General features: G+C 70.6%; 13 protein-coding genes. 9 read left to right on the forward strand and 4 right to left on the reverse strand.

Going from position 1 to position 12,789, the window contains the following annotated elements; all coding sequences use genetic code 11:
- On the reverse strand, nt 1–765 hold the full coding sequence (locus tag ACFQZY_RS10105) for a class II glutamine amidotransferase (protein ID WP_377415502.1): 765 nt from the start codon (nt 763–765) through the stop codon (nt 1–3).
- A gap of 83 nt (nt 766–848) precedes the next feature.
- Between ACFQZY_RS10105 and ACFQZY_RS10110 the strand changes: the two genes are divergently transcribed.
- Both ACFQZY_RS10110 and ACFQZY_RS10115 read left to right on the forward strand, forming a co-directional pair.
- Complete coding sequence (locus ACFQZY_RS10110; RefSeq protein WP_377415503.1) at nt 849–1,328, forward strand: BTAD domain-containing putative transcriptional regulator; 480 nt, start codon at nt 849–851, stop codon at nt 1,326–1,328.
- 213 nt (nt 1,329–1,541) lie between these two features.
- Entirely contained in the window at nt 1,542–2,486 is a 945-nt protein-coding gene (locus ACFQZY_RS10115) for a hypothetical protein (protein WP_377415504.1), read from the forward strand.
- Here ACFQZY_RS10115 and ACFQZY_RS10120 read toward each other — a convergent pair.
- From ACFQZY_RS10120 to ACFQZY_RS10130, 3 genes are read right to left on the reverse strand one after another with little or no spacing between them, the layout of a single operon-like run.
- On the reverse strand, nt 2,483–2,710 hold the full coding sequence (locus ACFQZY_RS10120) for a cysteine-rich CWC family protein (RefSeq protein WP_377415505.1): 228 nt from the start codon (nt 2,708–2,710) through the stop codon (nt 2,483–2,485). The two genes, ACFQZY_RS10115 and ACFQZY_RS10120, sit on opposite strands and share 4 nt — an antisense overlap.
- Before the next feature lie 12 nt (nt 2,711–2,722).
- Nucleotides 2,723–4,924, reverse strand: a complete 2,202-nt coding sequence (locus tag ACFQZY_RS10125; RefSeq protein ID WP_377415506.1) for a malate synthase G — start codon at nt 4,922–4,924, stop codon at nt 2,723–2,725.
- A 22-nt stretch (nt 4,925–4,946) separates the two neighbouring features.
- Entirely contained in the window at nt 4,947–5,627 is a 681-nt protein-coding gene (locus ACFQZY_RS10130) for a haloacid dehalogenase type II (protein ID WP_377415507.1), read from the reverse strand.
- A gap of 83 nt (nt 5,628–5,710) precedes the next feature.
- Between ACFQZY_RS10130 and ACFQZY_RS10135 the strand changes: the two genes are divergently transcribed.
- The 7 genes from ACFQZY_RS10135 to ACFQZY_RS10165 all read left to right on the forward strand — a co-directional run bounded on the left by ACFQZY_RS10135 (nt 5,711) and on the right by ACFQZY_RS10165 (nt 12,783).
- Nucleotides 5,711–6,628, forward strand: coding sequence for a LysR family transcriptional regulator (locus ACFQZY_RS10135; RefSeq protein ID WP_377415508.1), 918 nt, complete (start codon nt 5,711–5,713; stop codon nt 6,626–6,628).
- Between the two features lie 36 nt (nt 6,629–6,664).
- The gene (gene argS / locus ACFQZY_RS10140; protein ID WP_377415509.1) at nt 6,665–8,338 is read left to right on the forward strand and encodes an arginine--tRNA ligase; all 1,674 of its coding nucleotides are present in this window, start codon (nt 6,665–6,667) and stop codon (nt 8,336–8,338) included.
- Between the two features lie 19 nt (nt 8,339–8,357).
- Nucleotides 8,358–9,026 carry an SPOR domain-containing protein gene (locus tag ACFQZY_RS10145; protein ID WP_377415510.1) on the forward strand — a complete coding sequence of 223 codons (669 nt, stop codon included), beginning with the start codon at nt 8,358–8,360 and terminating at the stop codon, nt 9,024–9,026.
- A gap of 25 nt (nt 9,027–9,051) precedes the next feature.
- Complete coding sequence (locus tag ACFQZY_RS10150; RefSeq protein WP_377415557.1) at nt 9,052–9,681, forward strand: thiol:disulfide interchange protein DsbA/DsbL; 630 nt, start codon at nt 9,052–9,054, stop codon at nt 9,679–9,681.
- Between the two features lie 96 nt (nt 9,682–9,777).
- The gene (gene lptA, locus ACFQZY_RS10155) at nt 9,778–10,395 is read left to right on the forward strand and encodes a lipopolysaccharide transport periplasmic protein LptA (RefSeq protein WP_377415511.1); all 618 of its coding nucleotides are present in this window, start codon (nt 9,778–9,780) and stop codon (nt 10,393–10,395) included.
- A gap of 8 nt (nt 10,396–10,403) precedes the next feature.
- Nucleotides 10,404–11,189: an LPS export ABC transporter ATP-binding protein gene (lptB, locus tag ACFQZY_RS10160; RefSeq protein WP_377415512.1), complete on the forward strand. Its 786-nt coding sequence runs from the start codon at nt 10,404–10,406 to the stop codon at nt 11,187–11,189.
- A 10-nt stretch (nt 11,190–11,199) separates the two neighbouring features.
- Nucleotides 11,200–12,783 (forward strand): RNA polymerase factor sigma-54, encoded by a 1,584-nt coding sequence (locus ACFQZY_RS10165; protein ID WP_377415513.1) that lies wholly within the window; start codon nt 11,200–11,202, stop codon nt 12,781–12,783.
- Nucleotides 12,784–12,789: the final 6 nt, after the last annotated feature.

Raw genomic sequence — 12,789 nt, forward strand, 5'->3', positions numbered from 1 at the left:
TCAGCCGGCGGCCTGGCCGTCCACGAACACCCGCAGCTCGCCGGAGGCGAAGGGCGTCCAGGCCTCGTTGGTCGTGAGGGGCGCGGTCACCACCACGGCCACCCGGTCGCCCGGCGAGGCGACCTGCGAGAAGTCCACCGACAGGTCCTCGTCCGCCAGCTGCGCGTGGGCGAAGGGGTGCCTGCGCTCGACGAAGAACAGGTTCGTGGAGCAGTGCGCCCACAGCGCCTGGCCGTTGGACAGCAGGAAGTTGAAGGTGCCATGCCGCGCGATCTGGGGCGCCAGTTCGCGCAGCGTCAGGGTGAGCTCCTCGATGCTCGGGACGCCGGCATGCGACTTGGCCAGCTCCTGCATCAGCCAGCAGAACGCGCGCTCGCTGTCCGTGTCGCCCACCGGGTGGAAGCCGGCATGCAGGCGGGGGTGGAAGTCCTTCAGCGTGCCGTTGTGGGCGAAGACCCAGTAGCGCCCCCACAGCTCGCGCACGAAGGGGTGGCAGTTCTCCAGGGCCACCTCGCCCACCGTGGCCTTGCGGATGTGGGCGACGACGTTGCGGCTCTTGATCGGGTAGCTGCGGATCAACTCGGCCACCGGCGAGGTGGCTGCCGGCAGGTGGTCCACGAAGTGCCGCACGCCCCGCCCCTCGAAGAAGGCGATGCCCCAGCCATCCCCATGGTGGTCGGTGCGCCCGCCGCGCTGGGCGAAGCCGGTGAAGCTGAAGGTCACGTCCGTGGGCGTGTTGCAGTTCATTCCGAGGAGCTGGCACATGGCGCCATTGTCGCCCCGGCCGGCCCTGAACTCACCGCCCGTCCGGGTTACTGATGGGCTGCCTCGACCATCCGGAGACATGCATGACCGAGCCGCCGCTGGACCTGACCACGACCGAGGGCCTGTTCGATGCCCTGGTCCTGAATGGCGTTGCGCCGGCTCGCGTGCAGGGCTTCACGCCCGAGCAGCTCGCGCAAGTCCATGCGCAGGCCTGCGCCGACCTGGAGGCGGGGCGCTATCACGAGGCCGTCGACCGCGGGGCCTGGCTCGTCGAGCAGGACCCCTGGGATCGGCGGCACCACCTGGTGCTGGCGGCGGCGCTGCAGCACCTGGGCCAGTGGGAGGCGGCGGGGCGCTTCTATGTGCAGGCCCTGCTGATGCAGGCCACCGACGCCCACTGCGCCTACCGGGCCGGCGAGTGCCTGGGGGCGATGGCGTCTTTCGAGGAGGCGCGCGAGGCCTTCGAGACGGCCATCCAGCTGTCCTGGCTGGACCCGGCGTACGAGGAGGTCCGGGCGGCGGCGCAGCGCCGGCTGGACCAGATCGCCCAGCTGGGCGCTTGAGTGACGGGAGCTGACTGCATGAGCGTGTTCAACGACGGCGGGGCCCGCCCGCGTTCCTCCTCGCTGCCCGCAGCGTTCACCGGGCCCGGGCCCTCGAGGGAGCTCCTCTCCCTGCATCCCGACGGTGCCCCTGTGTCCTGGCAGCCCGTCCCTTTGCCAGCGCTCCAGCCGAAGACCGAGGCGCAGGTGCAGGCCCCGGACGACACCTCCCCCTTGCCTGAACCCCCCGGCCCGAAGCCGGCCACGATCGCCGCCCCCGAGCTGGGCGAGGCGCAGGCCGCTGCCGTCAAGCGTGTGCGCGACTCCGCGCAGGCCCTGGAGACCGCCTTGCGCCAGGGCGTGGACGTGGCCCGCAAGAACTTCGTGGGCAAGCTGTGCAGCGTCGCGGCGGGTTCGGTGATGCTGGGCCTGGCCATCGCAGCGACAGTGGCTACCGGCGGCGCCGCCGCTCCCCTGGTGGCCTTCACCGGGCTGCGGCTGCTGATGTCCGTCGCGGATGCGCGCGCCGCGCGGGAGTGCGTGAAATGCGCCGAAGCGAATCTGCGCGGCGAGAACCGCACGCCACCGCCCCTGGGGCCCAATGCGCTGGGCAACTGGCTGCATGGCAAGCTCAAGGGCCGCTATGGCGATGACAAGGCCAAGGTCTATGCCGCTTACGGCTCCACGGCCGTCGCCCTGGGCCTGTTCGCGCTGACCGCGGCGATCAAGGTGCCGGCCACCGCCGCCAAGCTGTCCGTCAAGGCGGTCAAGACCGCCACCCTGGGCCTGATGGCCCTGGTCTGGGGCAATGACACCTGGGTGATTTCCAAGGGGGATCGCCAGCGCGTGACGATCGATGAGGCCCGCCAGGTGTTCCGGGAGGCGGAGCGCGCGCTCCGTGACCACGATCCGCAAGGCCTGGGAATCGCGGAGATCCGGCGGGGCCTCGGGGAGCGCCTGGGCGCGGATGGAAAGGCTGCGTCCGCGGGGGGCGGCGACGTCTTCCTCCGGCAGCTGCTGGAGCCGTCACGCGAGGAGGACGACCGGGCCATTGCCATCACGCCCGCCGCCTCCCAGGCCCGGGCCGAGGCCCAGGAAGCCCGCGGCATCGGCCGCGGCGTCGGCCTGGCCAGCGTGGTGGCCGGCCTGGTCAACGACCTGAACGACTGGCTCGACTAGCCGGCGTCCGCCTTCCCCGGCGCCGCGCAGGCGGCGCAGATGCAGGCCTTGCGCCGGGCCTCCTGCGGCACCCGCGCCAGCAGCGCCTCGGTGAACTCGACGCGCGTGCACCAGCACGGCGGCTGTTCCTGCCCGGTGGCGCGCTGCGCCTCCATGGCGCAGCCATTCGGGCCGCCGCACAGGGGGCAGCGGCCCGGGTCGATGGAGGGCGCGGTGCCTTCCACCTTCCGTCTCCCTCAGGCCTTCGCCTTCGCCTTCTGGCGCCAGGCGTGCAGCAGCGGCTCGGTGTAGCCCGCGGGCTGCTCCTCACCCTTGAACACCAGGTCCAGCGCGGCGCGGTAGGCGTAGCTGGTCTCCCAGTTGCCGGCCATGGGCTGGTACAGCGGGTCGCCCTTGTTCTGCTTGTCCACCACCTTGGCCATGCGGCGGAAGGTGGCATGGACCTGCTTGGGGGTGACGATGCCGTGGCGCAGCCAGTTGGCAATGTGCTGGCTGGAGATGCGCAGCGTGGCGCGGTCTTCCATCAGGCCCACGTTGTGGATGTCGGGCACCTTGGAGCAGCCCACGCCCTGGTCGATCCAGCGCACCACGTAGCCCAGGATGCCCTGGACGTTGTTGTCCAGTTCCTGCTGGCGCTCCTCGTCGCTCCAGTGGGCCTTGGGCGCCACCGGCACCTGCAGCAGGCCGTCGAGGATCTCGTCGCGCACGGCGTCGGCGGAGGTCTTGGCCAGCTCCTTCTGCACGGCGAACACGTCGACCTGGTGGTAGTGCAGCGAGTGCAGCGTGGCCGCGGTGGGCGAGGGCACCCAGGCGGTGTTGGCGCCGGCCTTGGGGTGGCCGATCTTCTGCTGCAGCATGGCCGCCATCAGGTCCGGCATGGCCCACATGCCCTTGCCGATCTGCGCGCGCCCGCTCAGGCCGCAGGTCAGGCCGACCAGCACGTTGTTGCGCTCATAGGCCTGGATCCAGGCGGAGGTCTTCATGTCGCCCTTGCGCAGCATCGGGCCGGCGCGCATGGCGGTGTGCATCTCGTCGCCGGTGCGGTCCAGGAAGCCGGTGTTGATGAAGGCCACGCGGGCCTTGGCTTCGGCGATGCAGGCCTTGAGGTTCACGCTGGTGCGGCGCTCCTCGTCCATGATGCCCAGCTTCACGGTGTTGGGGGCCAGGCCCAGGACCTGCTCGACGCGGCCGAACAGCTCGCTGGCGAAGGCCACTTCCTTGGGGCCGTGCATCTTGGGCTTGACGATGTAGACCGAGCCGGTGCGCGAGTTGCGGATGCCGTCCTTGCCGTGGCCCTGCAGGTCGTGCAGCGCGATCGCGGTGGTGATCACCGCGTCCATGATGCCCTCGGGGATCTCCTTGTCCTCGTCGCCCCACAGGATGGCGGGGTTGGTCATGAGGTGGCCCACGTTGCGCAGGAACAGCAGCGAGCGGCCATGCAGGCGCACCTCGCCGTCGCCCTTGGGCGCGGTGTAGACGCGGTCGGGGTTGAGGCCGCGGGTGAAGGTCTTGCCGCCCTTGGCGACTTCCTCGGTCAGCGTGGCCTTGAGGATGCCGAGCCAGTTGCTGTAGGCGAGCAGCTTGTCCTCGGCGTCGACGGCGGCGATGGAGTCTTCCAGGTCCAGGATGGTGGACAGGGCGGATTCCAGCACCAGGTCGCACACGCCGGCCGGGTCGGTGGCGCCGATCGGGTGCGACTTGTCGATGCGGAGGTCCAGGTGCAGGCCGTTGTGCTGCAGCAGCACGGAGGCGGGCGCGGCGGCGTCGCCCTGGTAGCCCACGAACTGCTTGCCGATCTCGAGGCCGGAGGTGGTGCCGTCCTTCAGCGTGACGACCAGCTTGCCGCCCTTGACCGCGTAGGCGGTGGAGTCGATGTGCGAGCCCTCCTTCAGCGGGGCGCAGCGATCCAGCACGTAGCGGGCGTACTCGATGACCTTGGCGCCGCGCACCGGGTTGTAGCCCTTGCCCTTCTCGGCGCCGCCGGTCTCGGGCAGGGCGTCGGTGCCATACAGCGCGTCGTACAGCGAGCCCCAGCGGGCGTTGGCGGCGTTCAGCGCGTAGCGGGCGTTCAGGATCGGCACCACCAGCTGCGGACCGGCCTGCTTGGCGAGCTCGGCGTCGACGTTGGCGGTGGTGGCCTTCACGTTCTTGGGCGGCGTGACCAGGTAGCCGATCTTCTCCAGGAAGGCGCGGTAGGCCTTCATGTTCTTGATCGGGCCGGGGTTGGCGGTGTGCCAGGCATCCAGCTCGGACTGCAGGCGGTCACGCTCGGCCAGCAGGGCGGCGTTCTTCGGCGCGAGGTCGCGCACGATGGCGTCGAAGCCTTGCCAGAAGGCGGCGCGGTCGACGCCGGTGCCGGGCAGCACCTGTTCGTCGATGAAGCGGGCCAGGGCGGCGTCGACCTTGAGGCCGTGGATGGCGGTGCGGGCAGTCGTCATGGGTTCTCCGGGGTTTGTTGTCTCAGTCAAAAAAGGAAAGCACGTCGCGCAGGCTGTGGCCGATGCGGGTGGGCGGGGTGCCCAGTTCCTCGAAGGGCAGATTCTGGCGGTTCACCCACAGCGTGCGGTAACCGAACCAGGTCGCGGCCAGCGCGTCCCAGCTGTTGCTGCTCACGAACAGCACCTGCGCGGCGGGCAGGCCGGTGGCCTGCGTGCCCAGCGCGTAGGCCTGCGGGTGGGTCTTGTACTTGCGGATGCCGTCCACGCTGAGCACGTGGTCCAGCAGCCCGTCGAGGCCGGCGCTGCGCACGGCCACGCCCAGCATCTGCGGGTCGCCGTTGGACAGGATGCCGGTGGCCACGCCGCGATCGCGCAGCGCCTGCAGCACCTCACGGTCCTCGGGGAAGGCGGACAGGTGCCGGTACTGGTTCATCAGCTGCTGCTCGCGGGCCGGCGTGAGGTCCAGGCCCAGGCGCTTGCAGGCATAGCGCAGGCCGGCCTGGGTCAGGTCCCAGAAGGGGCGGTAGTGCGCGCCGTCGTTGCTGGTGGTGACCAGGCGGGTGTACTCGATCTGCTTGTCACGCCACAGCACCGACAGGGCCTGGCCCTGGCCGGGAAACAGCTGCTCGGCCAGCAGGCCGACGCTGTAGACGTCGAAGAGGGTGCCGTAGGCGTCAAAGAGCACGGCGCGCGGATGTTCCATCCCGCGACTTTATTTGATACTTCTCGGGCGATTAACATGCCAAAAATCAAGTCGTCTTTGACTTTTTGTTAGGTAATTTCGCCATGGACAAGCTCAAGCAGCTCGAATCCTTCGTCTCCGTCGCCACCCGCGGCAGCCTCACCGCGGCGGCCCGGGCCGAGGGTGTGGCCCCGGCCATCATGGGCCGCCGGCTCGACGCGCTGGAGGAGCGCCTGGGCGTGAAGCTGATGGTGCGCACCACCCGCCGCCTCTCCCTCACCCACGAGGGCAGCGCCTTCCTGGAGGACTGCCAGCGCGTGCTGGCCGACCTCTCGAATGCCGAGGCCAGCGTGAGCGCCGGCGGGGTCAAGGCCAGCGGCCACCTGCGGGTCACCGCGCCGGCCGGCTTCGGGCGGCGCCATGTGGCGCCCCTGGTGCCGGGATTCCGCGAGCTGCATGCCGACGTCACGCTGTCCCTGAACCTGAGCGATCGCGTGGTCGACCTCGCCGCCGAAGGCTACGACTGCGGCGTGCGGGTGGGCGACTTCCCCGACTCCTCCCTGGTCAGCGTCCGCCTGGCCGACAACCGCCGCCTGTGCGTGGCCACGCCGGAGTACCTGCGTCGGCACGGCTCGCCGGCGCATCCCGACGACCTCGCCCGCTTCGACTGCCTGGTGCTTTCGAGCGAGGCCTCGCAGACCCGGGGCTGGGCCTTCCGCGACGCGGGCGAGGTGCTGTACCTGCGCCCCGCCGGCCCGCTCGATTGCTCCGACGGCCAGGTGCTGCACGACTGGTGCCTGCAGGGCCGGGGCATCGCCTGGCGCAGCACCTGGGAGGTGGAGGCCGACATCGCGGCCGGCCGGCTGGTGGAGGTGCTGGCCGACTACGCCGCCCCGCCCAATGGCATCTACGCCGTGTTTCCGCAGCGCAAGCACCTGGCGCTGCGGGTGCGCCTGTGGATCGACTACCTGCGCCACCAGTTCAGCCTGTCGGGGCTGGGCCGGCCCATCGCGGCCTTGTAGCGCGAAAGCTCGAGGGGCGGCCCGTAAAATCCGCCGATGCTCCAAGTCACCCAAGACCTGCTCGGCGCGCTCGCGTCCGGGCTCGAACAGCTGCAGCCCGGCGCGGGCGCGAAGGCGGCGTTCGAATCCCCCAAGGCCGCCGCCCACGGCGACCTCGCCTGCACCGCGGCCATGCAACTGGCCAAGCCCCTCAAGCAGAACCCCCGCCAGGTGGCCGAGGCCCTGAAGGCCGCCCTGCTGGCGAGCGAGGCCTTCCAGCGCTGGGTCGACGCGATCGAGATCGCCGGCCCCGGCTTCATCAACATCCGCCTCAAGCCCGCCGCCAAGCAGCAGGTGGTGCGCGAGGTGCTCGCCGCCGGCGCGGCCTTCGGCCAGCAGCCTGCCAACGGCCAGCGCATGATGGTGGAGTTCGTCTCCGCCAACCCCACCGGCCCGCTGCACGTGGGCCACGGCCGCCAGGCCGCCCTGGGCGACGCGATCTGCAACCTCTACGCCAGCCAGGGCTGGAGCGTGCACCGCGAGTTCTACTACAACGACGCCGGCGTGCAGATCGGCACCCTGGCCACCTCGACCCAGCTCCGGATCAAGGGCTTCAAGCCCGGCGACGCCGAGTGGCCCGAGGCCGCCTACAACGGCGACTACATCCAGGACATCGCCAACGACTTCCTCGCGAAGAAGACCGTCAAGTCCGACGACCGCGAGTTCACCGCCTCCGGCGACCCCGACGACCTCGACGGCATCCGCCTGTTCGCCGTGGCCTACCTGCGCCACGAGCAGGACCTGGACCTGCGCGCCTTCGACGTGCGCTTCGACCACTACTACCTCGAGTCCAGCCTCTACACCAGCGGCAAGGTCGACGCCGCGGTGCAGCGCCTGCGCGACGCCGGCAAGACCTACGAGCACGACGGCGCGCTGTGGCTCAAGTCCACCGAGTACGGCGACGACAAGGACCGCGTCATGCGCAAGGGCGATGGCTCCTACACCTACTTCGTGCCGGACGTGGCCTACCACATCACCAAGTTCGAGCGCGGCTTCACCAAGGCCATCAACATCCAGGGCACGGACCACCACGGCACCATCGCCCGCGTTCGCGCCGGCCTGCAGGCGGTGGGCCTGGGCATCCCGCAGGGCTTCCCCGACTACGTGCTGCACACCATGGTGCGCGTGGTGCGAGGCGGCGAGGAGGTGAAGATCTCCAAGCGCGCCGGCAGCTACGTCACCCTGCGTGACCTGATCGAGTGGACCAGCAAGGACGCGGTCCGCTTCTTCCTGCTCTCTCGCAAGCCCGACACCGAGTACACCTTCGACGTCGACCTGGCGATCGCCCAGAACAACGACAACCCGGTCTACTACGTGCAGTACGCCCATGCCCGCATCTGCTCGGTGCTGGCGGCCTGGGGCGGCGACTCCGCCAGCCTGAAGGACGCCGACCTGTCGCCGCTGGACTCGCCCGCGGCCCAGGCGCTGATGCTGGTGCTGGCCAAGTACCCCGAGATGCTCACCGCCGCCGCCAAGGACTTCGCGCCGCACGACGTCACCTTCTACCTGCGCGAGCTGGCCGCGGCCTACCACTCGTACTACGACGCCGAGCGCATCCTGGTCGACGACGAGGGCGTGAAGAAGGCCCGCCTGGCCCTGGTGGCTGCGTGTGCGCAGGTGCTGCACAATGGCCTGGCCATGCTGGGCGTCGGTGCCCCGCAGAAGATGTGACAGCCAGGGAATCCCAGAGATGAATCAACAGCGCGGCAACACCCTCGTGGGCATCGTCATCGGCCTGGTGCTGGGCCTGGGTGCGGCCCTGGCGGTGGCGGTCTACGTCACCAAGGTGCCGATCCCATTCGTCAACAAGACCCAGACCCGCACGCCCGAGCAGGACGCCGCCGAGACGAAGAAGAACCAGAACTGGGATCCCAACGCCCCCCTGTACGGCAAGAACCCGGTGAAGCCGCCGGCGGAAGGCGCGGCCTCGGCGCCGGCTCCCGCCGGCGCGCCCGCCCCCGCCGCGACCCCGGCGCCACCGGCCTTGCCCTCGCTGGGCGGCTCGGTCGCCCCGGTGCCTGCGCCGGCCGCTGCGGCCAGCAAGCCCGCCGGCAAGTCGGCCGACCCGCTGGGCGACCTCGCGGCGGCCCGCGCCAACGCCCCGGCCGCGGCGGGCGCCGACCCCTTCATCTACTACGTGCAGGCCGGCGCCTTCCGCACCCCGGAGGATGCCGAGGCCCAGCGCGCCAAGCTCTCGCTGATGGGCCTGGAGGCCCGCGTGAGCGAGCGTGACCAGTCCGGCCGCCAGGTGTTCCGCGTGCGCGTGGGGCCTTTCGACAAGAAGGATGATGCCGACCGCAGCAAGGCGCGGCTGGAGTCCGGCGGCTTCGAGGCGGCCCTGGTGCGCGTGCAGCGCTGAATCCCCAACCTCTCACCACCCCATGATCCAACGACGCGATTTCTCCGCCGGCCTGCTGGCCGCCGGCGCCCTGTCCCTGGCTCCCGCCGCCTTCGCCCAGAAGGCTGGCACCGACTACCGCGTGCTGTCGCAGTCCGCGCCCGTGGAGGCGCCTGCCGGCAAGATCGAGGTGGTGGAGTTCTTCTGGTACAGCTGCCCGCACTGCAACGCCTTCGAGCCGCAGCTCGAGGCCTGGTCGAAGAAGCTGCCCGCCGACGTGGTCCTGCGCCGCGTGCCGGTGGCCTTCCGCGACGACTTCGTGCCGCAGCAGCGCCTGTTCTACACGCTGGAGGCGATGAACCGCCTGGACCTGCACGGCAAGGTCTTCGACGCGATCCACAAGGAGCGCCAGCCCCTGAACCGCGACGACACCATCCTGGCCTGGGCGCAGAAGTCCGGCCTGGACCGCGCGAAGTTCCAGGAGCTGTACGCGTCGTTCTCGGTGCAGACCAAGGCCCGCCGCGCCTCGCAGCTGCAGGATGCCTACCGCGTCGAGGGCGTGCCCGCCCTGGGCGTGGCCGGCCGCTTCTATGTGGACGGCGAGAGCGCCGGCAACATGGGCCGCGCCCTGCAGATCGTCGACGCCCTGGTCGCCCAGGTCCGCCAGGGGCGCTGACCCCGCTCGGGGTGCGGGGCCGGCCCGATGTTCCCGCCCCCACCGCCGGGTTGACCCGGATCCGGGGCGTACAATGCTCGCAAGATTCATGCCTCTATGAAGCGCCCCATCCTGTCCCTCTCGCTGACCCTCGTGGCCCTGCTCGTGGCGGGGAGCGCCTCGGCCGAGCGGGCCGACCGCAGCAAGCCGATGAACATCGAGGCCGACACCCTGCGCCATGACGACCTCAAGCAGGTCAGCGTGTTCACCGGCCAGGTGGTCGCCACCAAGGGCACCATCGTCATTCGCGGCGCCCGCATGGAGGTTCGCCAGGACGCCGAGGGCTACCAGTACGGCGTGGTCACCGCCGAGCCCGGCAAGCGCGCGTTCTGGCGCCAGAAGCGCGAGGGCGTGGACGAATACGTCGAAGGCGAGGGCGACACCATCGAATACGACGGCAAGGCCGACCGCGTGCGCTTCAACGGCCGGGCGGAGCTGCGCCGCTACCGCGGTGCCGTCCTGGCCGACGAGACCCAGGGCAGCGTGATCACCTACGAGAACACCACCGACGTCTTCACCGTGGACGGCGCGCCCCTCGGCAACCGCCAGGCCCAGGCCGGCAACCCCGGCGGCCGCGTGCGGGCGGTGCTGGCGCCGCGCGGCGCGGCCTCGGCGCCCGCCGCGCCGGCAGCGCCGCTGCGTCCCTCCACCACGCTGGGCGGGGAGCGCAAGTGACGGCGGTGATGGAAGCCGCGGACCGGGTGGAGGCTCCCGTGGCCGGCGCGAAGCCGAGCCGGCTCGAAGCGCTGCACCTGCAAAAGAGCTACGGCAGCCGCAAGGTCGTCAAGGACGTCTCCCTGGGCGTGTCCAAGGGCGAGGTCGTCGGCCTGCTGGGCCCCAACGGCGCGGGCAAGACCACCTCCTTCTACATGATCGTGGGCCTGGTGCGCGCCGACGGCGGCACCATCACCATCGACGGCCAGTCCGTCGAGCACATGCCGATCCACCGCCGCTCGCGGCTGGGCCTGTCCTACCTGCCGCAGGAGGCCTCGATCTTCCGCAAGCTGAATGTGGCGGACAACGTGCGCGCGGTGCTGGAGCTGCAGCTCGACGAACACGGCAGGCCCCTGGGCCGCCGCGCCGTCGAGGAGCGCCTGACCGAGCTGCTGCAGGACCTGCGGGTCGACCACCTGCGCGACTCGCCCTCCATCGCCCTGTCCGGTGGCGAGCGCCGGCGGGTGGAGATCGCCCGCGCACTGGCTACGCAACCGCGCTTCATCCTGCTGGACGAGCCCTTCGCCGGCATCGACCCGATCGCGGTCATCGAGATCCAGCGCATCATCAGCTTCCTCAAGTCCCGCGGCATCGGGGTCCTGATCACGGACCACAACGTGCGCGAGACCCTGGGCATCTGCGACCACGCGTACATCATCAGCGACGGCCATGTGCTGGCGCAGGGCACGCCGCACGAGATCGTGAACAACGCCGACGTGCGCCGCGTCTACCTCGGCGAGCATTTCCGCATGTAAGGCGGGCCCGGTGAAACAAGGCCTCTCGCTCCGCGTCTCGCAGCACCTGGCGCTCACGCCGCAGCTGCAGCAGTCGATCCGCCTGCTGCAGCTGTCGACGCTCGAGCTGTCGCAGGAAGTCGAGCAGATGCTGGGCGACAACCCGTTCCTCGAGGTCACCGACGACAGCGCCGCGCGCGAGGAGTTCGGCCTGGCGCAATCCGACGCGCCGGTGGCGGCGGATGCCGCCGAGGCCGGCGACGGCTTCAGCGGTGACTTCGGCGGCGTCTCCGACGTGCGCGCCTCCTCCGAGGGCAGCGACGCCGGCGACGGCCCGCCCGCCGAGGCCGGCCCCTCCGACTGGGAGGGCGACGGCACCACCGAGGTCGTGCCCGACGACGGCGAATGGGGCGGCGACGCTCCCGCCCGCAACCACACCAGCAGCAACGCCGGCGACGGCGACGAGGCCGACGCCACCGAGCTGGCCCGCGGCACCGAGTCGCTGCAGATGCACCTGCACCGCCAGGCCCTGGCGCTGCGCCTGTGCGACGAGGACGCGGCGGCGCTGCGCTTCCTGATCGAGAACCTCAACGACGACGGCTACCTCGAGGACTCGCTGGAATCCCTGGCCGAGTCCCTCGCGCCCGGCGACTTCGAGCAGCAGGAGGACCTGGTCCACCACTTCACCGTGGCCCTGCGCCTGCTGCACCACCTGGAGCCCGCCGGCGTCGGCGCGCGCAGCCTGGCCGAATGCCTCACCCTGCAGCTGCAGGCGATGGCCGAGGCCCGTGGTGGCGAGCGCGATTCGCCGGTCTCGGCCGCCCTGGCCATCCTGCGCCACCCGATGGAGCTGCTCGCCAAGCGCGACGTCAAGCGCCTGGTGCAGCTCACGGGCGAGGGCGAAGCCGCCATCAAGGCGGCCATCGGCCTGATCGCGCGGCTCGAGCCCAAGCCGGGCCGCCGCTTCGTCGACGTGGAGCGCAACATCGTCGTGCCCGACGTGATCGTCACCCGCGTCGTGCGCGCCGGCCAGCCGCGTTTCCGCGTGCAGCTCAATCCCGATGTCATGCCGCGCCTGCGCGTGCACGACATCTACGCCGGCGCCCTCAAGGCGCACAAGGGCGAGGGCCACCAGGCGCTGCAGCAGCGGCTGCAGGAGGCGCGCTGGTTCATCAAGAACATCCAGCAGCGCTTCGACACCATCCTGCGCGTGTCCAACGCCATCGTCGAGCGCCAGAAGAACTTCTTCATCCACGGCGAGCTGGCCATGCGCCCGCTGGTGCTGCGCGAGATCGCCGACGAGCTCGGCCTGCACGAGTCCACCATCTCGCGCGTGACCACGGCCAAGTACATGTCCACGCCCTTCGGCACCTTCGAGCTGAAGTACTTCTTCGGCTCGGCGCTGGGCACCGAGACCGGCGGCAACGCCTCGAGCACCGCGGTGCGCGCACTCATTCGACAGCTGGTGTCGGCCGAGAGCCCCAAGAAGCCGCTGTCCGACAGCCAGATTTCCGACCTGCTCAAGGAGCAGGGCATCGAATGCGCCCGCCGCACCGTCGCCAAGTACCGCGAGGCCCTGCGCATCGCGCCGGCGAACCTGCGCAAGGCGCTCTGACCTTCC

Source organism: Ramlibacter sp. GCM10027632 (genome assembly GCF_042675325.1).
Lineage (GTDB): Bacteria > Pseudomonadota > Gammaproteobacteria > Burkholderiales > Burkholderiaceae_C > Ramlibacter.

Coding starts and splice junctions, on each gene's coding strand:
- ACFQZY_RS10125 (WP_377415506.1), bottom strand. CDS start 4,924: ATGACGACTGCCCGCACCGCCATCCACGGCCTCAAGGTCGACGCCGCC.
- ACFQZY_RS10105 (WP_377415502.1), bottom strand. CDS start 765: ATGTGCCAGCTCCTCGGAATGAACTGCAACACGCCCACGGACGTGACC.
- lptB (WP_377415512.1), top strand. CDS start 10,404: ATGGAAGCCGCGGACCGGGTGGAGGCTCCCGTGGCCGGCGCGAAGCCG.
- ACFQZY_RS10110 (WP_377415503.1), top strand. CDS start 849: ATGACCGAGCCGCCGCTGGACCTGACCACGACCGAGGGCCTGTTCGAT.
- ACFQZY_RS10135 (WP_377415508.1), top strand. CDS start 5,711: ATGGACAAGCTCAAGCAGCTCGAATCCTTCGTCTCCGTCGCCACCCGC.
- ACFQZY_RS10130 (WP_377415507.1), bottom strand. CDS start 5,627: ATGGAACATCCGCGCGCCGTGCTCTTTGACGCCTACGGCACCCTCTTC.
- ACFQZY_RS10145 (WP_377415510.1), top strand. CDS start 8,358: ATGAATCAACAGCGCGGCAACACCCTCGTGGGCATCGTCATCGGCCTG.
- argS (WP_377415509.1), top strand. CDS start 6,665: ATGCTCCAAGTCACCCAAGACCTGCTCGGCGCGCTCGCGTCCGGGCTC.
- lptA (WP_377415511.1), top strand. CDS start 9,778: ATGAAGCGCCCCATCCTGTCCCTCTCGCTGACCCTCGTGGCCCTGCTC.